This is a genomic window from Enterococcus sp. BWB1-3 (assembly GCF_016745275.1).
GTDB lineage: Bacteria > Bacillota > Bacilli > Lactobacillales > Enterococcaceae > Enterococcus_L.
Genome location: NZ_JADOEP010000015.1, coordinates 50,806 through 70,160, shown reverse-complemented (window position 1 = coordinate 70,160; position 19,355 = coordinate 50,806). Strand labels below are relative to the sequence as shown.

18 protein-coding genes and 1 other annotated feature are annotated in these 19,355 nt (G+C 38.4%); of the genes, 1 reads left to right on the top strand and 17 read right to left on the bottom strand.

From position 1 onward, the window contains the following. Positions 1 to 574: 574 nt before the first annotated feature. The 8 genes from IW492_RS11260 to IW492_RS11230 all read right to left on the bottom strand — a co-directional run bounded on the left by IW492_RS11260 (position 575) and on the right by IW492_RS11230 (position 9,500). Positions 575 to 1,768, bottom strand: coding sequence for an amidohydrolase (locus IW492_RS11260; protein WP_202067728.1), 1,194 nt, complete (start codon positions 1,766 to 1,768; stop codon positions 575 to 577). Positions 1,769 to 1,800: 32 nt separating this feature from the next. Further along, positions 1,801 to 2,634, bottom strand: a complete 834-nt coding sequence (locus tag IW492_RS11255; RefSeq protein ID WP_202067727.1) for a MetQ/NlpA family ABC transporter substrate-binding protein — start codon at positions 2,632 to 2,634, stop codon at positions 1,801 to 1,803. A 16-nt stretch (positions 2,635 to 2,650) separates the two neighbouring features. Further along, positions 2,651 to 3,331, bottom strand: coding sequence for a methionine ABC transporter permease (locus tag IW492_RS11250; RefSeq protein ID WP_202067726.1), 681 nt, complete (start codon positions 3,329 to 3,331; stop codon positions 2,651 to 2,653). 11 nt (positions 3,332 to 3,342) lie between these two features. Then, a complete protein-coding gene (locus IW492_RS11245) occupies positions 3,343 to 4,413 on the bottom strand; it encodes a methionine ABC transporter ATP-binding protein (protein WP_202067725.1) in 1,071 nt (356 codons plus the stop codon). Between the two features lie 5 nt (positions 4,414 to 4,418). After that, entirely contained in the window at positions 4,419 to 4,622 is a 204-nt protein-coding gene (locus IW492_RS18690) for a hypothetical protein (protein WP_442896333.1), read from the bottom strand. 260 nt (positions 4,623 to 4,882) lie between these two features. Further along, positions 4,883 to 5,129, bottom strand: a binding site (T-box leader). Positions 5,130 to 5,459: 330 nt separating this feature from the next. Next, positions 5,460 to 6,140, bottom strand: coding sequence for a fructose-6-phosphate aldolase (locus IW492_RS11240; RefSeq protein WP_202067724.1), 681 nt, complete (start codon positions 6,138 to 6,140; stop codon positions 5,460 to 5,462). Between the two features lie 208 nt (positions 6,141 to 6,348). Then, entirely contained in the window at positions 6,349 to 7,137 is a 789-nt protein-coding gene (locus tag IW492_RS11235) for a glycyl-radical enzyme activating protein (RefSeq protein ID WP_202067723.1), read from the bottom strand. 14 nt (positions 7,138 to 7,151) lie between these two features. Further along, positions 7,152 to 9,500: a formate C-acetyltransferase gene (locus IW492_RS11230; RefSeq protein WP_202067722.1), complete on the bottom strand. Its 2,349-nt coding sequence runs from the start codon at positions 9,498 to 9,500 to the stop codon at positions 7,152 to 7,154. 191 nt (positions 9,501 to 9,691) lie between these two features. Here IW492_RS11230 and IW492_RS11225 point away from each other — a divergent pair, with 191 nt between their 5' ends. After that, positions 9,692 to 10,456 (top strand): DeoR/GlpR family DNA-binding transcription regulator, encoded by a 765-nt coding sequence (locus tag IW492_RS11225; RefSeq protein ID WP_202067721.1) that lies wholly within the window; start codon positions 9,692 to 9,694, stop codon positions 10,454 to 10,456. Positions 10,457 to 10,929: 473 nt separating this feature from the next. Here IW492_RS11225 and IW492_RS11220 read toward each other — a convergent pair whose 3' ends face one another. From IW492_RS11220 to IW492_RS11180, 9 genes are all read right to left on the bottom strand, one after another. After that, entirely contained in the window at positions 10,930 to 12,033 is a 1,104-nt protein-coding gene (locus tag IW492_RS11220; RefSeq protein WP_202067720.1) for a PTS fructose transporter subunit EIIC, read from the bottom strand. An 18-nt stretch (positions 12,034 to 12,051) separates the two neighbouring features. Then, positions 12,052 to 12,360 (bottom strand): PTS fructose-like transporter subunit IIB, encoded by a 309-nt coding sequence (locus IW492_RS11215; protein WP_202067719.1) that lies wholly within the window; start codon positions 12,358 to 12,360, stop codon positions 12,052 to 12,054. A gap of 26 nt (positions 12,361 to 12,386) precedes the next feature. Then, on the bottom strand, positions 12,387 to 12,851 hold the full coding sequence (locus tag IW492_RS11210) for a PTS sugar transporter subunit IIA (RefSeq protein WP_202067718.1): 465 nt from the start codon (positions 12,849 to 12,851) through the stop codon (positions 12,387 to 12,389). A 14-nt stretch (positions 12,852 to 12,865) separates the two neighbouring features. Then, positions 12,866 to 14,797 carry a BglG family transcription antiterminator gene (locus IW492_RS11205; RefSeq protein WP_202067717.1) on the bottom strand — a complete coding sequence of 644 codons (1,932 nt, stop codon included), beginning with the start codon at positions 14,795 to 14,797 and terminating at the stop codon, positions 12,866 to 12,868. A 568-nt stretch (positions 14,798 to 15,365) separates the two neighbouring features. Continuing rightward, positions 15,366 to 16,373, bottom strand: coding sequence for a sugar-binding transcriptional regulator (locus tag IW492_RS11200; RefSeq protein ID WP_330927911.1), 1,008 nt, complete (start codon positions 16,371 to 16,373; stop codon positions 15,366 to 15,368). Positions 16,374 to 16,512: 139 nt separating this feature from the next. Further along, entirely contained in the window at positions 16,513 to 17,100 is a 588-nt protein-coding gene (locus tag IW492_RS11195) for a helix-turn-helix transcriptional regulator (protein WP_202067716.1), read from the bottom strand. 200 nt (positions 17,101 to 17,300) lie between these two features. Then, positions 17,301 to 18,077 (bottom strand): hypothetical protein, encoded by a 777-nt coding sequence (locus IW492_RS11190; protein ID WP_202067715.1) that lies wholly within the window; start codon positions 18,075 to 18,077, stop codon positions 17,301 to 17,303. Further along, positions 18,074 to 18,982, bottom strand: a complete 909-nt coding sequence (locus IW492_RS11185; RefSeq protein WP_202067714.1) for an ABC transporter ATP-binding protein — start codon at positions 18,980 to 18,982, stop codon at positions 18,074 to 18,076. Before IW492_RS11185 ends, IW492_RS11190 begins: the two co-directional genes overlap by 4 nt. Beyond that, positions 18,982 to 19,182: a PLDc N-terminal domain-containing protein gene (locus IW492_RS11180; RefSeq protein ID WP_202067713.1), complete on the bottom strand. Its 201-nt coding sequence runs from the start codon at positions 19,180 to 19,182 to the stop codon at positions 18,982 to 18,984. Before IW492_RS11180 ends, IW492_RS11185 begins: the two co-directional genes overlap by 1 nt. Positions 19,183 to 19,355 lie beyond the last annotated feature (173 nt).

Here is a 19,355-nt window from a genome sequence, read left to right as displayed (position 1 = left end):
TGAATATTTTATGCCGATGCTGTAGAAGTCATCGGCATATTTGTTTAGACAGACCTATGCCCTTATCAATAATTTTTCATTTTTTTCGATACTTTTCTCTTTAAATTATGCAGTTTTATAAATTATTGTTCAATATTTTGCTTATTTTTTAGGTAGGAAGTTCGTTTCTAATAGTCGTATTTCTCAAAAATTATTTCCATAAAAAAATCAACAAGCCTCTCCTCATTCGAGAAAAGTCTTGCTGATTTTTCTATTTACTGAACTGCTCCGAGGAATTAGGACTTGTTTGAAAACTCTATTTCAAAGAGGTAACTACGGGAGGCGTCAACTCCGTTTAAAAAAGGAATGCTGTTCCTATACAGCTATCTCTTTGTATATGGAATAAATTTTGACAAATTTATCCCCATCAGAGCATTGCATACCATCCTGCTAATGCTCCTAGATGAGCGAGCCTCTATTCAGGGATGAACTCGGCGTTTTCTGCCGAGTTGCTCCCGCACTGGCTGCACGTTTCTTGAATTAGAAGCATAGCTTAGTTTTAATTCGGCCAATACTCTAGTCAGGAGAACAACTTTTACTCTGCTAAATAACTTAGTGCGTACGTCACATGATACTCTGTCGCATACGCCAGTCCATCTTCATCGATATCAAATTTTTCATGGTGATGGCCGTACTGAGTATCTGGATTTTCTAAATTACAAGTCCCCACCCGTCCATAGACGCCGGGAGCTTTACTCAGGAAATCTGCAAAATCATCTGCTCCAAGACTTTTTTGATTATCAGTTATTACATTTTCGATTCCAACAATTTCGGCTGCAACCTTTTGAGCCAACTGGGTTGACTCCTCTTCATTGATCAGCGGTCCTGCTGCGTCATAGATAGAAAATCCCGAGATTTTTGTACGATGGGCTGCTGCGATTTGCTCTGCAATTTCTTTCACTCGTTTTAAAACAAACGCCCTCGTTTCATGGCTGAATGTTCGAACAGTTCCTTCAATTTCTGCATGATTGGCAACAATATTGTACCGTGTTCCGGCGTTCAGTACACCAATTCCGACAACAACAGTATCCAGAGGGGAAACTTCTCTTGCTGCAATTTTCTGCAGTTCAACCACAATGCTGGCAGCTGCCAATACAGCATCTCTGCCGACATCAGGCTGTGCCACATGGCTGCTGAAGCCCTCCACTTCAATTTTAAAAATATCGCAGGAGGCATTCGTCGGTCCCTTTGTTGCCACTAACTTACCAACTTCAACACTAGAATCCAGATGGATACCAAACACACGATCTACCTCGTCTACAAAACCGCCATCCACAAACTGGCAGGCTCCTGCCCCGATCTCCTCTGCCGGCTGAAAAGCCAACAGAATTTTTCCTGTAAAATCATTTTCACGATTTTTTAAGATTTTGGCAGCTCCAAGTAAAGCCGCAGCATGTCCATCATGTCCGCAGGCATGATTTAATCCCGGATTTTTAGACTGATACTCTTTCCCGGTTTTATCTTCCAATTCCAATGCATCAATATCTGCACGCAGTAAAATCGTTTTACCAGCTCCTTTTTTACCTTCTATCGTTCCAAGCACTCCTGTTTCTCCTACTTCAACATAAGAGATTCCGAGTTTTGTTAACTCTTCTTTGATTTTTTTAATCGTCTGAAATTCCTTTAAGCTGGCTTCTGGATACTGATGAAAATATCTTCGTAAAGAGATTACTTCCTCTTTTCCTGCCAGAACTTCATCTCGTATATTTTGTTTCACTGCTGTACTCATAGTTCCTTCCTCCATTTTCCTCAATCATTAGTTTACTTGCGTCCAAAAGTTTCCCACGCAGCAATACTTGAGCCTTTCGTACTTTCATCAATCACCGTTTTTGTCTCATCCTGTTGATAAGCATCGACGATTTTTTGATACAGCTCATTGTCTTCATCTTCTTTTCTCGCCACAATGATATTCACATAGGGTTTTGACGTATCATCCACCGGCTCTAGATAGATTGCATCTTCGGTAGGAATAAAACCTGCATCAACAGCCATTCCGCTGTTAATAACTGACGCATCCACATCCTGAAGGACACGAGCAGTTTGAGCGGCATCCAGTTCAGTAATTTTCAGATTTCGCTTATTTTCCGTAATATCATTAACTGTCGGAGTCTGCTGTGCTCCTGGATCAACTTTTATTAATCCTGCACTTTGCAGTAATAACAAAGCTCTCCCGCCATTTGTTGTATCATTTGGGATGGCAATTTCTCCGCCGTTTTCTATGTCTTCAATATCTTTTAACTTCTCAGAATAAACACCCAAAGGAGCGTTGACTGTATTTCCAATTGAAACAAGATCCGTTTTATGTTCGGTATTGTAGTTATCCAAAAATATCTGATGCTGGAATGAATTTAAGTCAATTTCTTTTTCTGCCAAAGCAGCATTTGGTTGCGTATAATCCGAAAACTCAATAATTTCCAACTCAATATTTTCTTCCTTCAACCGGTCTTTTACCGATTCCCAGACCTCATTGTTGGCACCAACCACACCCAATTTGACTACCTCATTTTTGTCTATCTTGGCACTTCCTGATGAACATCCGGCCAATACGATTCCTGCTAAAGCAATTGCTGCTAAAAATTTAACTGTTCTTTTCATTTTTATGTCCCCATTTCTAATGTGATGTTTTTTTTATTAATAAATTACTGATAAACTGACTCAGAAAAACCAAAATCAGTATGATCACCGTTGCTGCAATAGTCACGTCTGTTTGAAATCGATTATAGCCTCTGGTAATTGCCAGATTTCCCAATCCTCCGGCACCTATAGCACCAGCCATTGCCGTTAAGCCGATTAAATTGATCACTGTTACTGCTGACACCCGAATAATACTGGGCAGACCCTCAATCAAATAAACTCGAACAATGATGCCAAAAGGACTGGTGCCCATCGCTTCAGCTGCTTCTATGATCCCCTGATCCACTTCCAGCAGTGCATTTTCAATTTGTCTGGCAAAAAATGGCGTTACTCCCACAATTAATGGAACCAGAGCTGCCGTGGTTCCGATTGTCGTTCCTGTCAGCATACGAGTAATCGGCTGAATCAGTGCCAGCATAATAATAAAGGGAATGGAACGACAAACATTTATGAATTTCTCCAAAATATTGTAAACAAGCTGATTTGAAAAAATTCCTTTTGGAGCTGTTGTCACTAAAATGACCCCTAAGATAATTCCTAAAATTCCAGCTCCCAAAGCTGTCCAAAATACCATGTACAGCGTCTCAATTGTACTATTGATAAACTCCTGCTTAAGCTGAATGACATTTGGAAAATAGTTTTGTAAAAATTGCTGCATCTCGTCTCCTCCTATATAACCTGTAATTTCCGTTTTTCTTTATTCTGATTTATCTCTTCAAGTACGCTGACCTTCACCTGCTGCTCTGCCAAAAACTCTCTGGCCTTCACACGTTGATTTTCTTCGCCGCATAAAACGACAATCAGGCGTCCAATCGGCACCTGCTGAACAATTTCTACATTGCCATATAATATGTTCGTGATCACATGATATTTACTAAACAGCTGGGCAATCAGCGGCTCACTCGTCTGCTCTCCAACATAAGACAATTCTACAAGTTCTTCATTAACAGCCAAATTAGTTAATGTTGGGTGTTCAATGATGGTTTGCAGTGCCTGATCAATATGTGCTGCAGTTCGAATAAAATCCTTCGTCAACTCTTCTTTGGGATCACTGAAGACTGTTACAATATCATTTTCCTCAATCACCTTTCCATCTTCCATTACCGCAACACGGTTGCATACTTCTTTGACAACCTGCATTTCATGAGTGATTAAAACGATGGTAAGACCCAGCTCCTGATTAAGTTTTTTCAGCAATTCAAGTATTTGAATCGTTGTTTTAGGATCAAGAGCGCTTGTTGCTTCATCACAGAGCAGGATTTCCGGATCATTTGCCAATGCTCTTGCAATCGCTACCCGTTGCTTTTGTCCTCCTGACAGCTGGCTGGGATAGGCTTCCTGTTTTTCCCCCAGCCCAACCAGCTGCAGCAGTTCGTTTATTTTTCTCTTTCTCTCCTGTTTATTTAACCCTGAATACTTCAGAGAAAAATCAATATTGTCAAACACAGACCGTTCATTCATCAAATTGAAGTGCTGAAAAATCATCCCGATTTTTTTCCTCTGTTCTCTCAGCCTCCTTGGTGAAAAGCTCAGAAGATTTTCCTGATTGATAATCACTTCCCCGATATTTGGGCGCTGAAGCAAATTGATAACACGAACCAGAGTACTTTTTCCGGCACCTGAATACCCCACAATACCAAACACGTCACCCTTATCAATTTTCAGAGAAACTTCCTTTACCGCTTCTATTTTTTTCTTTTTTTCCTGAAATGTCACACTCACATTTTTCAACTCAATCATAGATTTCACCTCACGTATTTTTTACAAAACTGATGAAGCTTATTTTCAGCTCCACCGTTCAATTCTTTTTTCAGCTGCTCTTCTTCAACGAAAAAAGGCATCCTCAAATGTACAAACTCCTTATACACTTGAGGACGCCTTCTGCGTGCTACCACCTCTTTTCGACACTGCTTCACAGCAGTCTCCTCTGCAGGTACGGTGATTTTCATCACTTATACCTCTGCACTATATCGGGTGCTGCCGTCACCGCCTTATGAAGAAAGTCTCCACTCGGGATGCTGCTCAATGGCCATTTTCCACATGTCTTTTATCACCTGTTTTCAGCTGCCCAGGCTCTCTGTCTGATAAAAATCCATCTGTACTTTCCATCTCAATGCATTCATTATTTATTTGATAAAACTCTTTTCCTCTTTTTCCACTCCTCTATTCCATTTTAAAAAAAGAAAAAGCCCTTCTACTGCAAATACAGTAAAAGGGCGAATAATCCGCGGTACCACCTTCATTGAAACAAACGTGACTTAAATCCGTCTGTCTCTTCTCTAATACAAGTCAGTTTCTAACTTGCTGCATTGATATCGGGTGCCGCCCGAAGTTGCTTACTTATCAACAACTTATCCTCTGAGACCATCTTCAGCTATCCTGTCTTATCTCCTTTCACCAAATGGAGACTCTCTTGAAAGACCGCTCAAACTTACTCTTCTCTTCATCGAATTTAATTATTAAGTGTTGGTTAATATCATATAGGATTTTTTTTATACTGTCAAACGTTTTTTATCATTTTTTTCAGAACAATAATTTACCAGTACATTTCCTTAGCTTACAAATGTATCAAAAGTACTATTAGCCTAGATTGAACTGCGGGCAGTTAAACAGAAAAAGCCTTCTCAGAAGAGTTTGGGACAGAATCAAAGTTCCAAACTCTCTACATATCTACCCCCGAATAAACGGCGGTACAAAAGCAAAAATTCTTTTTGCGACGAGTAACTGCAGGAGCAACTCCTTCGAAAAGGCTTTGGCCTTCTATTTACTCAGTTTTTAGCTGTTCATTATAAATCAGCGATTGTTATCCCTTTTCCAAAAATTTGCTCCCAGTCAGCAGTAAAATCGTCTACAGCCTTTTGAATGGAAGGCATGCCAAATGCCTGTTTGAAAATATCTGTTCCCATTGTAGCGGCCTGCGCTCCGCATTCTAAAGCATTATTTACCTGACCAACATTTTTAAAACTGGCTGCCAGTATTTTCGTAGAACTGCGGGTCCTTTCAATTTCTTTAGCCATCTCAGCAATACTTTTGCACGGATCAATATTCAAATTTTCCATTCGGTTAAAATATGGGGCAATATAATCTGCTCCTGCGGCAATTGCCAAGTACGCCTGAAATTTAGTATAGATAGCAGTGGCAGTTACATTAATTTTTTTCTCCTTCAACGCTTTGATTACTTTCAAACCTTCTTCATTCACTGGCACTTTAATATAAACATTTTTATCAATATTTTTCAAAATCGCATCAGCATCTGCCAGCATTCCTTCAAAATCCTGAGAGACCACTTGAACATGCAGAGAATTTTCAGAACCAATAATTGTACGAATTTTTTTCATGTGTTCAAAGAATACTATTTTTCCTTCATTTTTAACAATGGAAGGGTTAGAGGTAACACCTGCCAGCGGAACAATCTCCTTATATTTCTTTATATCTTCTAAATTCGCTGTATCAAGCATAAATTCCAATTGACGTCACTCCTTTTCTTTTTTACACCCTCAGTTTATCAGCTCTAACTCTCTGAAGCCTTATCCTCACAACGAAAGTTTGCGAAAATCAGTAAAATCAGAGGTTATCCTCAGCAGCTTATCAAAACGTGCACATTTGTGCACTAAATGGATTCGAGCTCTTTTGTTCTATTCAAGGAGACATCAACAGAAAATTTCCAAATACCTTTTATTCCAGTCCATCAACATTTGGATGAATACCATTATTCTCAAACAGTTCTCTAATTTCAGTTATTGTTTTTTTAGAAAGAGGCTCACTGTCTTTCATTTCATAATTCCAACCCAGATATTCATATTTACTGCTGCCATATTGGTGAAAAGGAAGCAAGTGCACTTCTTTTATATCTAAGCGATTTAAATAGTCAATTATCTCCAACAAGTTATTTTGGACAGCTGTATAACCGGGAATTAAAGGAACACGAGGTATCAGATCAATTTCATCACGGTATGCCGCTGCCAGTTCAAAATTTTCTTTTATAGTATTTACATCCAGACCAATTACCCGCTTCGCATCTGCGGCATTCATTAATTTCAAGTCAAATAACACCTGATCCAAATAAGGCAAAAGCTTTGCCAGACGATCAACTGGAAAACATCCTGTTGTTTCAATAGCTGTATGAATCCCCAAATCATGAAGCTCTGCCAGCAGTTCTGCAGCAAAATCTGCCTGCATCAATACCTCACCGCCTGAAAGAGTAACGCCTCCTCCTGAAGTTCGATAGAAAATTTCATCTTTCAACACCTCATTAACTACTGTTTCAACATCATACCATTTTCCCACGGTTTCCTTTTTGCCGTTTTTTACCCAACTAGTTGGTTGAACAGCCAACCTTGACTCAGGATTTGAACACCATGGACAGGCTAAAGGACAGCCTTTCAGAAATACGATTGTCCGGATACCTCCTCCATCATGAATCGAGTAGCGCTGAATATTAAATAGTAAGCCTTTATTCTTCATGAATATCCCTCTTTTTATAGTTCATGCTCTACACGAGCGATAATATCGTCTTGGATTTTCTTATTTAAATCAACAAAGAAAGCACTATAACCAGCCACACGTACCAATAACCCCGAGTACTTCTCTGGTTCTTTTTGTGCGGCAAGCAGTGTTTCTCTAGATTGAACATTGAACTGAACATGCTGAATTTTCAATTTTGTATAAGCCATTAGAAAATCAGCAAATTTATTCAGTCCCTGTCTTCCTTTAAGTGTATTCGGCTGAAATTTCAAGTTCAGCAGGCTGCCGTTAACAGTCAGATAATTATCCAGCTTACTGACTGATTTCAAGACTGCTGTAGGTCCCAGTCGATCACGTCCGACCATTGGCGACAGACCGCCGTCAGCCAACTGCTCCTGGGCCTTTCTTCCGTCCGGTGTTGCCCCGACTGCTTCTCCTAAAGGAATATGTGCAGAAACTGTATAAGCTCCGGGAATAAACTGCCCTCCACGGACATTCGTATATTTTTCCAGCTCCTTCGCATAGTGACGAAACAGTTTAGCAGCAATTTCATCAATCTCATCATTATCATTTCCATATTTATCAAAGTCCTGAATCACATGGTTTTGAAGGATTGCATAATCTCCTTCAAAATTAGCTTCCATTCCGCTCAACAACTCTGAAAAAGTCATTTCCTTGTTTTCAAAAATCATTTTCTTGATTACATACATGGAATCACTGAGATTTGCTTCTCCAATTCCCTGTACACCGGAAAAATTATACCGTGCACCGCCTTCTGTTACATCTTTCCCGTTAATTAAACAATCCTGAATTAATACTGATAAAAATGGAGTAGGCGCGTAATGGCGATGACCCAAATCCACAATATCTGAGCCCTTTGCTACTAATTCAACATAATAAGAAATACTGGATTTAATATCTTCCGTCAATTCATCATAAGTTAAATCAGTCTTGTTTCTCAATTTATACATACTAAGCTCCATAATTCTCAACAAATTAAACAGTGCAATATCATGAAGCCCGTATGTTCGTCCCGGAATACTCGTTTCTACACAACCAACCGTTGCATAATCTCTCGCATCATCCAGTGAAACCCCTTTGCTCAAAAATCCCGGTATACACACTTCATCATTAAAAAGTTGGGGAATGCCCGTACCCAAACGAATAGTTTCACAAGTCTTTAATAAAAATTTCCTTGGAATAAGCTCATTCATTCTTACAGATAAATTTGGCTGCGGCAGCAAAATTTCATGATACAGCTCAAGCATGATATAGGATAATGGATTAACAGAAGCCTGTCCCAGCTCATTTAATCCTCCCAATACAACCGTATATCCAGTGGGAAATCCTGCAAAGCACTTGGCACTGCTCTCACTCCTCAGCAAAACAACATCATTGGTTTTAATGTAAAAATCTCCCAGTACTTCATATAAAAATTCTTCCGAAATACCAGCTTTTTGAGATTTCACATAGAATGGATACATGTATTGATCCATTCTCCCGAGTGAAAGCGAAGATGCATTTGATTCATATTGACCAACAATACTTGTCATCCATAATAATTGGAGTGCTTCATAAAAGGAGTCCGGTTTTTCTATACTTAGCTTAAGACACATATTTGCGATCGTTTGTAATTCTTTTCTTCGTGTATCATCCGTTTCATTCTGGACCATTCTTTTTGCAAGAGCACTGTATCTCAAAAAGTGATCTTTCATGGCATTAAAGAGAATATGTCCGGCTTTAAAAAAATCATTTTCAGGCTGCTCAGCCATTTTTTCTTCTAAAAGTTGAATATAATGCTGTATACCGTAAGTCAGAATAGACGGAAAATCCATAATTATATGACCCTGTCCTTTATCCGTCTGATTCAGTTTGAAAACTTCCTTTTTCAGTGCATCATTGATTTCATCTGTAATCTGACTGGTGATAAAATCCTTCATCGATCTGCCTTCCCAATAAGGATACAGTTGTTCGCGATAGATTCTTTTATCTTCTTCAGTAAATTCAAACTGATCTTGCGGGCGGATGTCAATCGTATCAATTTCTTTCACAATCCAGTATGGGTCCATTTCAGGAGAAAGAATTCCAGAGCGAGGACGAACAGTTCGATTTCCAACGAGAAGTTCTCCTTCACGAATACTGATTTTTACGTGATTCATAACATGTTCCACAGCTTTTGCACGCCGTATAATAACAGGCTGTCCTTCTGTTTGTTTATAGCTTTCGGTATAGAAAAGCGCGCGTTCCAATGATATCCGTCTTTTTTCTTTAAACAGATTATCTTTCATTCGCTGAATCCGCTCATTTCCATTCATTACTACATTTACAATATTTTTTTCTTTCTCGATAACTCCGTTTGACATTATTAATCCTCCTTCCTTTTTCTCATTTCCAGTATAAAATATACAAAGGCTTAATTCCATGTTTTTATTGGATTCAAAAACGAATTCCATCAAAATATTTACAAAAACCAATTTTTAAACATTTTTTTCTTGGATCAATGTATTATTTTAGTGTAAAATAAATGAATAATTGATAATTGGAGGAATTTAATTTGAAAGCTTCTGAAATCACTGCTCGCAGAAATCGAATCTCTGAGCTGCTTTATCAAAATCAGACGATGAAAGTGACTGAGTTAGTTGCTATTTTTAATGTTTCAGATGAAACCATTCGAAAAGATCTGAGCTATTTGGAAGATGAAGGGATCTTAATAAAAAAATATGGACGAGCTGAACTGGTACAACAGGACGAGCTGACACCAGTAATCAACCGTACCCCCATTCATCTAGATAAAAAGCGACAGATTGCTGAAAAAGCGGCAGAACAAATTCCCAAGCATTCCTGCAGCATCGGATTAGATCAGGGCAGTACGGTGGCTTTACTTGCAGCAAAAATCCAAAAGCTTTCTGAAAAACAAATTTTTACAGGCTCCTTGGCAGCAATTTTAGAACTGGTGAACAGCCAGCATCAGATTTACTGTTTTGGAGGACGTTATGCCTTTAATGACATGGCTTTTCACAACGACACCTCTATAGAGCTTTATCCTGATATTCAGTTGGATCTATGCTTTTTTGGCTCAAGCGGCGTTCAAAATAGAGAAGGCTTTTGTACGTCTTCTTTGGTTGATGCAGAAATAAAGAGAAGGCTTCTAAAAAAATCTGCAAAGAAAATTGTTTTACTGGACAATACAAAATTTGAGTCAACCTCTTTGGTACAGGTTGCTTCATGGAAAGAAATTGATCTGGTCATTACCAATCATTTTATTTCTCAGAAAGATCGAGAACGAATCAGTGCACAAACAGAGTTGATCACTGTTTAGAAACGATTAGATCCTTCAGCTGATTCTTCACTACCTGCAAAGTAATGTGTTTGAAATAAATTTAAAAGAGAGAACGGGACAGAAATAAAGCCCCAAACTCTCTTCGTATCTATCCCTGAATAAACGGAAGTACAAAAGCAAAAATTCTTTTTGCGACGAGTAACCGCAGGAGCAGCTCCTCCGAATTAAGCCGAACGATCCTGAAAATATGAGGAGCTCCAGTTCCTTCACCGAATAGGTAAACAGGACTTCATCTACTCTGCTAAAGCAATCCTAGTGAAGCCTGTCAACTCTCGCATGTTTCATACATAGAAATTGATGGGATCGAAGCACAGCGGAGTATAGTGTATCAATTCTCAGCTATTCATTCTATAAATAGTGTTCCTTGACAACTTTCGGATATTTCTTCTTAATTCTCGGAGCTGATTGCTTTTGTCACAACCTCCCCTTATTTTATTTACACGTTTATCAAACTACATAATTGTAATATCTAAATCAAACTCTTTATCCAGCCCTGTATGTGTCTCCATTTCCTCCGCTTTTATCTCTTTTTTCAGCACCACAACGATCACTGCAGTAACCACAGCACCTAGAAGTGTTGCTGCCGCATACATCAGCGGATTGGAAACAACTGGTAAAACAATCCATCCGCCCCATGGTGCGGGATTTCCTGCACCTAAAGTCATTGCTGCAGCAGAACCAATTGCTCCGCCAATAATATTGGCAGGTATTACCCGAAATGGATCAGCTGCTGCAAAAGGAATTGCTCCTTCAGAAATTCCAACCATCCCCATAACAAGAGCTGCTTTACCGGAATTTTTCTCTTCAACAGTAAACTTTTTAGGAGCAATCAGTGTAGCAAGTCCCATAGCCAGCGGAGGAACACAAATCGCCACTCCGATACCGGCCATAATCAGCAATGCCGTATCACTTGGCACACCTGTTACAGGGTCCAGAGTTCCGACCATAGCAGAGCCAAATCCAAAAGCCACTTTATTAATAGGCCCACCCATATCCGAAGCAATCATTGCACCAAGAATTAAGCCAAGTACAACCAGATTTCCCGTTCCCATTGCTTCCAGCCAAGCAGTCATTGCTTCCATCGCTGCAGCAATCGGCTGCCCGATCACCCAATACATCAGTCCGCCGACAATTATTGTTCCAAGTAAAGGAATAATAAAAATTGGCATCAGTGAACGCAGGTTGGCAGAAAGTTTAATTTTTTTCAAGTAAGAAACGGTTATTCCTGCCAAAATCCCAGATAAAATTCCGCCGATAAAGCCTGCTCCAATATTGCTTGCGATCATCCCTCCGATAATTCCTGGCGCCAAACCAGGACGATCCGTCATTGAAAATGCAATATACCCGGAAAGCATAGGGACCATTAAGCCCAGACCAGTAATCCCTATATTAGCAATATCTGCAAGAACTCCTTCACTTGGGACAGCCGCATTTCCAGAGAGGAGCACACTGACAGCCAGCATAATTCCTCCTGCCACCACAAAAGGAATCATGTAAGAAACGCCGGTCATCATATGCTTTCTGGCATCTTTCAATAAAGAAATAAGTTCATTCATATTCTCTCCTCCTAGTTTTTATCCTAATTTTTCCTGAATCTTTTTGATTATCAACTCTGCTTTGTTTATACAATCCCCCGCACTCACTCGAACAACCGGTTTTCCTTTGAATCGTTCTTCATTCTTTATTCCGATATTATTGGTTAAAATAACAGCTGAGGCTGCCGCAACCTGTTCAGCTGAAATTTCATTTTCAATTCCTATTGACCCTTGTGTTTCCACACAAATTTCCACACCATTTTTCTTTGCTGCAACCTCCAGACTTTCTGCTGCCAAATACGTATGGGCTACTCCTGATGGACATGCTGTCACTGCGACTAATTTCATCTTCTTCCACTCCTTCTTATTATTTTCTAAACTGTTATGCTTGTCAGACTATCATTGATCAATTCAACAATTTCCTGCTTGTCTTCTGCTGTTTCCAATTTATTTCTAAATTCATCATGAATTAATTTTCGGGATAAACCGGCAATCATTCGCAAATGCTGATCTCCTTTGCATTCTTCTGGAACGGCTAAAAGGAAAACAATTGTCACATTTTTTCCATCCAAGCTGTTCCAGTCCACTTCATTCTTTAGACGGCCGAATGCAACGGTGGTTGCTTTAACATGCGAGCACTTTCCATGTGGAATTGCAATACCAAAACCGATACCTGTTGAGGTTAATTCTTCCCTCTCAATCACACTGTCAAAGTATCCTTCAAAATTATTTATGCGATCATCCAAATCTATTTTATTTGCCAAATGTCGGATAATTTCATTTCTTGAAAGTCCCTCAACCGATAAATCCACTAACTCTGTATTAATCACTTCTGCCATATGTCTTCCTTCTTTCAATTGGATAATTTATTTACAAAATCAAAAACCTTCTCTCTGCTCATAACAATCTGATATATTTCCGAAAGTATCCCTTTAATATATTTTCGGTCTTTTTCCGAAATACAAATCAGGATAATAACCTTCACTTTATATGCATCCCAGCTTATTTCATCATTTAAAACAAGAACACAAATTTTTGAATGCACAACATTCTTGGGGGAAGCATGTGGAATCGCCACACCTGTTTCCAAAGATGTTGCCCCTAATTTTTCTCTTTCAAATACATCAGTTCGAAAGGCTGCTGTCACATCACCTGATTTTTCCAACTTATTGATGATAAAATCCAGACAAGCTTCTTTATCTCGAATATCTTCTTTAAAAAATATATAGTCAGAATCCAGCAAATCAGCCATATACGTAAAATCTTCTGTAAACATCTCATTGTCTGCAGATTCTTCCAAAAATACTTCTGAATACAGTCGGGAGATATTCTTTAAATCTGTTTGACTGATTAGCGGCGAAACCTGAACAACCGGTTTTCCTACTGCCCCAATTGCTACCGAAGAAATGATGAAATCTATTTTTGAAAGATCGTTCCTTTTCAGCTGACTAAGTGTTGTTACCTCCAAAGAATCTTTCTGCGGCAGCATTTTTCTGACTTTATTAATAATCAGTTCTGAGGTTCCAATACCCGTAGGACAAACGATCAGTATTCTTTTTCCAAAATCCATTTTTTCCAGCGCTACCTGAAAATAAACAGTCAGGAAGGAAACCTCATCATCATTAAAAGTCAATTGAAGTTGTGTTTCAATATCTGTCAGTGCAAAACGAACAGAGTTAAACGTCAAAGTGTACTGGTTTTTTATTTCTTCCATAAGAGGATTATTAATAGTGATACCGGACTGCACACGGTAAATCATTGGTATAAAATGAAAAATTAGTCTCTCCTTCAGTTCATTGTCGGAAGCAAATGTCAGTTCGAAAATCTCACTCATATTTCTGATTAGTTTATCTACACTTTCATTGATTACTCTGTTTGTCTTACTCGCTTTTTCCTTTAACTTAATGCCTTGTGAAATAAGTAAATGATTTAATCCTTCAATTTCCGTTTTTGCATACTTAATTGGATGGATTAACGAAACTTCTGCAAGTATTGAATTGGAAAGATAGTATGTCTCTATTGATTTGATCTGTTCGAAAAGGAAGTTGCTTTCCCGTTCCAGCAAGTACCCATGTATAGTTCTATACAAGTAGATCAGTACATGAAGTGTTGCAGATTTTAAATAATGCCCTGGAAAATAAAATTCATCTCCATCATATAATTCAGCCATTTTCCTGAAGACATACCTCGTAAGTTCTTTATCAAACAACTCTCCGAATATTTCTGGTCCGATACGTTCAAATTCTTCCATTGATTCAAGCTTATGATTCTTCATTAGCTGTTCAGCAAGTAAAAACAAACTGTTTCTAATCTCCTCTTCTTCTGCAAGGATGCTCGTTCCGCGTTTCGTACTGGATAACTTTATACAGTATTGAGTTTGGATTTTCTCCAAATCATTTTTAATTGACGTCGAACTGACAAAATATTTATCCATTAATCGCTGATAGGTAATTGTCTCATTATCAATGAGCATAGCTGAAGCAATCATAAACTGTCTGTTTTCAGGGCTTTCTCTGTCAATTCCATCACTGTTTTTTTCTCTACAAAAGCTTCTATTTCTAATTGCCTCTATAGAGCCGGTCAATCGAATACCCAAACATCTTTTTTTCTCAAGCTTTACAGGCAGCTCATTGCTTTTGATCCATTCATTGATTGCATTCAAGTCATCATAGGTTGTACGCACTGAACGATTCATTTTTTCAGCAAGTGCAGTTACAGATATGAACTCTGCATCCCAAGCCAGAATATTTATCATTTTCTGCTGCCTCTCAATTAACTCTTTCATTATTCCTCCTCCCTGTAAACGTTTTAGCTTAAACAAAATATAGCACAGATTTTTTCTGTCCTACAACACATCCTGTTGCACATTCATTTCTGCAAAAAAAGATATTGCAATCTTTTTCACAATAAAATCTGCAATAGTTCTTCTTGCTTCATCCATCTCTTCTTCTGCTTAAAGCTTCTGTGTTTACACCCTTTATTCAGTATTCTTACACGCCAGCTGTCCTTCTGTTTCTTAAAATGATCTATTGTTGCTTAATAATAATCACCAGAAGAAAGCGCTTCAAGTATTTACAAAGTAGAAATGATACCTTTAGAATGAGAAGACTTCTAAATCAGACCGGAATTTATATCCACAAAAAATATTTATTTAAATCAGCACATTTGTGCATATAACATTTAGAAATAACATTTTCGCTTAAAGACTGCAGCTGGTAAAACCAGCAAAAAAAGAGCGGAACAAATGATTCATTTTTGTCCCGACTCTTATTTACCTTATATAAATTGTTGCTCTGGCTAATTCTTCATTTCCATTTCAGTATTCGTTCTTAGACTGCTCAAACACACTTCATTTAATCGCTCAAAAATGTTGTATCTTTATCAAAACGCAAAACTTCGAGTATGGTTTCCTGATCTGTCACCAAAGAGTGAATATATCCTCTCTTTAGCATCGCCAAAATAGCCCTTGCCTTGGCTTTCCCTCTGGCAATTCCTATTGCATTTGGAACTTTTGCAAGCTCTGTTAGATCCAAACCAATCGTGCGTTCATAAAGACTTCCGGTCAGAATTTTCCCATCTCGATCAAAAAAGCGGCAGCAGCAATCCCCAATCGCCTCTCTAAGTTTCAACTCTTCAATATCCTCTTCTGTCAGTAAATCCCTCCACTGACTTTTTTTTAAGCTAAGCGGTCCGCCGATGCCGACAATAGCCGTGTCCAAGCGCTGCCAATAGGCTTTCAACTCTTCAAAATATTTTGACTCAAAAATTCCATTTTTCAGTTTTTTTGTTTCCTGAACAACTGTAGCATTTACAAAAACACTTTTACCGTTAAATTTTCTAGCCAGCTCATAGACAAGTGTATTGACATGAAACTGCGAATTGATATGACTTGGTCCTCCGACAATCGGAACAACTGTGGTATTTTCAACGCGTCTGTTCTCAATACAGCTGATTGCATTCCCCAATGTGGCTCCCCAGGAAACACCAATTATCGTGTTCGCTTCGATATTCCTCTTAATAAAATAGCCTGCTGCCTGAGACAACCGTCTATCCTTTTCTTCGTTCGTATCTCCTTGCTCCATTGGAACCAGCTCAAGCTGCTTTAATTGATATTTTCGTTTCACATACTGTTCCAAAGAAAAAATCTCTGAATTTATCCCTTCGATTTGTATCTTTACAATTCCTTCTGTCTGAGCCAGCTTTAACATTCGGCTAATCGTTGTTCGATAGATGTTCAGTTCCTTTGAAATTTCATTCTGTGTCTTTTCTTCTACATAATAAAGATACGCAATCTTTGCCAATAATTTTTTCTTTTCTTCCTGCATTACTGTCACCCGCCTGCTCATCTCTTTAGATGCCATTAATATACCACAAAACAAACAGCAGAAAATACTTTTTTATCAGCAGAAAAAACAGCTAAATTTTTCTCATCCATTATTTTTTGATTTTGAGTAAAAAAAAGATTTATCCAGTCAATTTCTGTGGATAAACCTTTTTTATTTATTGTCCCGGCAGAAAGCTTCTGTCAGACCAGCTGGAAATAATCGCCCACATGATCGCAGCAAAAATTACTGCATACAAAAACAGCCCTATTGGATTTCTAGGATTAAGTGCCCAGCCGACACCCAAACTTTTTGGTACAACCAGAGGTGAATGCCAGCCGCTGTTTAAACTGTCCTTCGGAATCACAATAAAATATCTTGCTGTTGTCAGAACATAAAGCACCCCAATAAGAATAACCGGAATCCACGCAGCAGAAAAATGAAGCTGATCCAGAATACCCAGAAATACGAGCAGCAGAATTATTCCGATCAACACCGTATCCAATCGCTTCTTTGTTTTTAATCTCTGTAATGCTGCAGCATCTTCATTCATTTTTTTCATCAAGTACTCATCTCCTTTAAGTAGTACATCCAAAGAAAGTTCGTAATAGTCGCTGATTTGAATGATTGTAGGAATATCCGGATAATTCCTGCCAACCTCCCAATTAGAAATCGTCTGTCTTGATACATGAAGCTGATCAGCAACTTCCTGTTGAGTCAACCCCAGCTGCTCACGATGACTTTTTAATTGTTTTCCCAGTGACATTTCTTAGTTCCCCTCTCAATTCAAACTTAAAGAATAAACAGATAAATAACAAGCTAATCTTACTTGCAATTCTTAAAATTAGCAAGCTCGAATCTCAAGCATGCTGATAAATAAAGCTTTATAAAGGAAAAGACAGTTGATTTTTTTCAACTGTCCGTTTATAAAATGATGTGCTATAAAATTATTTCATACAGACTATTTTAGTAGATTGGAATCTGTTTAAAGCGAAATAACGCTGCTGTTGTTACAAGAATGCAAATAGCCAATGTGACTAAAAGCGCCCCCTGTACCTGACTGAATTGGATACCTGCATTTATACCTTCTGCACTGACATCCATCAGTCGCATGGGGTTAATTTTTGCCAGCTCTGAAGAAATGTTCATAACAAATAATAGAATCAGCGCAAGAAATCCTGAAAGTAAGCCGCCTAATGTTTTTGGCAATAAAACCTGACCTAAATTACTGATCAAAATAAACAGCAGACCAAACAGCCATAGCTGGAACAAATAGAACAGCAGCGTTGACATCGGTTGATTTTCTCCCGGGAACAGCACGATATTATAGACATAATTAACCATAAAGGATACTGTCAGTCCAAGAAACCAAAGACAGGCTTGATATATTACCTTTGCCAGCATCGCAGCATTCCTGCTGATTCCTTTTGTTACCAAAAAAATCAAAGTACCGTTAGTCAGTTCCTTACCTAAAGAATTTCCAAAGGTAATAACAAAAATAATTAACGTCATCTGGCTGTGATTCTTAAAAAACTGCAGCCAGCTGTCCGCCACGGTTGGTGTTGGCAGTTCAATAACCAGCGCTGTGTCTCCTGTTCCCAATGATTTAATCAATTCAGGAAGCAGTTTGGCGAGTGCCGGGCTTAACAATCCAAAAAGAAGAAAAATGATACCCATAATGAAAAACCGATACGTACGGAAAGCATCGACAGCTTCTTTCTTTACTAAAATTAGGCAGCTCATCTTTTGGTCACCTCCATAAAAATTGCTTCCAGCGAAGGTTCCAGCTGCTGAAAGAGTTTGGGAATGATGGCATTAGCTGCAAAATAATCCATAAATATTCTGCCGGCTTCGGAGATATTTTCCGTGTACACAGTTAAAACCTCTTCTCCTTCTATTCTAAAATGGTCAATAAACGATTCATAAAACTGTTTTTTGTTGCTGCTGTTCTCAAAATCAATAATAAAACCATTGGTATGATAGCTCTTCTTAATCTCTTCCAAACTTCCTGAACATTGAATTTTGCCTTTATGAAGAATGGCAATCTGATCACTGACTTTTTCCACATCTTCAAGAATATGACTGGAAAACAATATGGTTGTTTCTTTTTTTAGAGATACCATTAGATCTAAAACCTCTTTTCTGCCCAACGGGTCCAGAGCTGAAGTGGGTTCATCACAAATAATCAGTTTTGGACGATTCAGCAAGGCCTGTGCCAAACCAAGCCGTTGTTTCATTCCTCGAGAAAAATTGCTGATTCTTCGTTTTCCGCTGTTCAAATTTACCAGATTTAAAAGCTCCTCTACTCGATTGTCCAGCTCCTCTTTTTTTATTCCTGTCAATTGACCTACCAGCTTTAAATACTCTGTTGCAGAATAGAAAGAGTAAAAGGCTGGGACATCCGGTAAATAACCAATTTCTCTATTAGTTGCCTGATTGTTATAAGCAACTTTCTGCCCACAAACAACCACTTCTCCCGATGTTGCAGGAAGCAAACCTAAAATAATATTCATTGTTGTAGTTTTCCCAGCCCCATTCTCTCCCACAAAGCCATAGATTTCGTGCTCAGGAACTTGAATACTGACATCTTTCAACACCTGATCTTTACCAAAATCCTTTTGAATACTTTTTACTTCCAGAATATTCATCACTCTTCTCCTTTTCCAATCAGAAAGTATGCAATCGGACCAATAATTTGGAAAAATAATACCAGAATACTCCAGATCCAGACATTCCCAAACCGATAATTCCGATGCTTGATAACATGTATCAAAGCAACAATACTCAGCGTTAAGGAAACAACCAGATAAGGTGCCAAATAAGGTAAATAGTTCATTAGTTCATCCATTGTTACTCGCTCCTTTATACTATTTGTATTATACACTATGATGCAAACGATATAAAGAAGCCATAGAAAGTTAGGCTGAAAAAAGTTCTGTTTAAACATAGGATTTTCGGTTAATGATATACCATCATCAAGCACTATAGGTAAAGTGGTATACTTTTTGTGATGGCTTTGTC

Excerpts from the sequence above, each read along its gene's own strand:
- IW492_RS11260 (WP_202067728.1), bottom strand. The coding sequence starts at position 1,768 with ATGAGTACAGCAGTGAAACAAAATATACGAGATGAAGTTCTGGCAGGA.
- IW492_RS11255 (WP_202067727.1), bottom strand. The coding sequence starts at position 2,634 with ATGAAAAGAACAGTTAAATTTTTAGCAGCAATTGCTTTAGCAGGAATC.
- IW492_RS11250 (WP_202067726.1), bottom strand. The coding sequence starts at position 3,331 with ATGCAGCAATTTTTACAAAACTATTTTCCAAATGTCATTCAGCTTAAG.
- IW492_RS11245 (WP_202067725.1), bottom strand. The coding sequence starts at position 4,413 with ATGATTGAGTTGAAAAATGTGAGTGTGACATTTCAGGAAAAAAAGAAA.
- IW492_RS18690 (WP_442896333.1), bottom strand. The coding sequence starts at position 4,622 with ATGAAAATCACCGTACCTGCAGAGGAGACTGCTGTGAAGCAGTGTCGA.
- IW492_RS11235 (WP_202067723.1), bottom strand. The coding sequence starts at position 7,137 with ATGAAGAATAAAGGCTTACTATTTAATATTCAGCGCTACTCGATTCAT.
- IW492_RS11230 (WP_202067722.1), bottom strand. The coding sequence starts at position 9,500 with ATGTCAAACGGAGTTATCGAGAAAGAAAAAAATATTGTAAATGTAGTA.
- IW492_RS11220 (WP_202067720.1), bottom strand. The coding sequence starts at position 12,033 with ATGAATGAACTTATTTCTTTATTGAAAGATGCCAGAAAGCATATGATG.
- IW492_RS11215 (WP_202067719.1), bottom strand. The coding sequence starts at position 12,360 with ATGAAATTAGTCGCAGTGACAGCATGTCCATCAGGAGTAGCCCATACG.
- IW492_RS11210 (WP_202067718.1), bottom strand. The coding sequence starts at position 12,851 with ATGGCAGAAGTGATTAATACAGAGTTAGTGGATTTATCGGTTGAGGGA.
- IW492_RS11205 (WP_202067717.1), bottom strand. The coding sequence starts at position 14,797 with ATGAAAGAGTTAATTGAGAGGCAGCAGAAAATGATAAATATTCTGGCT.
- IW492_RS11200 (WP_330927911.1), bottom strand. The coding sequence starts at position 16,373 with ATGGCATCTAAAGAGATGAGCAGGCGGGTGACAGTAATGCAGGAAGAA.
- IW492_RS11195 (WP_202067716.1), bottom strand. The coding sequence starts at position 17,100 with ATGTCACTGGGAAAACAATTAAAAAGTCATCGTGAGCAGCTGGGGTTG.
- IW492_RS11190 (WP_202067715.1), bottom strand. The coding sequence starts at position 18,077 with ATGAGCTGCCTAATTTTAGTAAAGAAAGAAGCTGTCGATGCTTTCCGT.
- IW492_RS11185 (WP_202067714.1), bottom strand. The coding sequence starts at position 18,982 with ATGAATATTCTGGAAGTAAAAAGTATTCAAAAGGATTTTGGTAAAGAT.
- IW492_RS11180 (WP_202067713.1), bottom strand. The coding sequence starts at position 19,182 with ATGGATGAACTAATGAACTATTTACCTTATTTGGCACCTTATCTGGTT.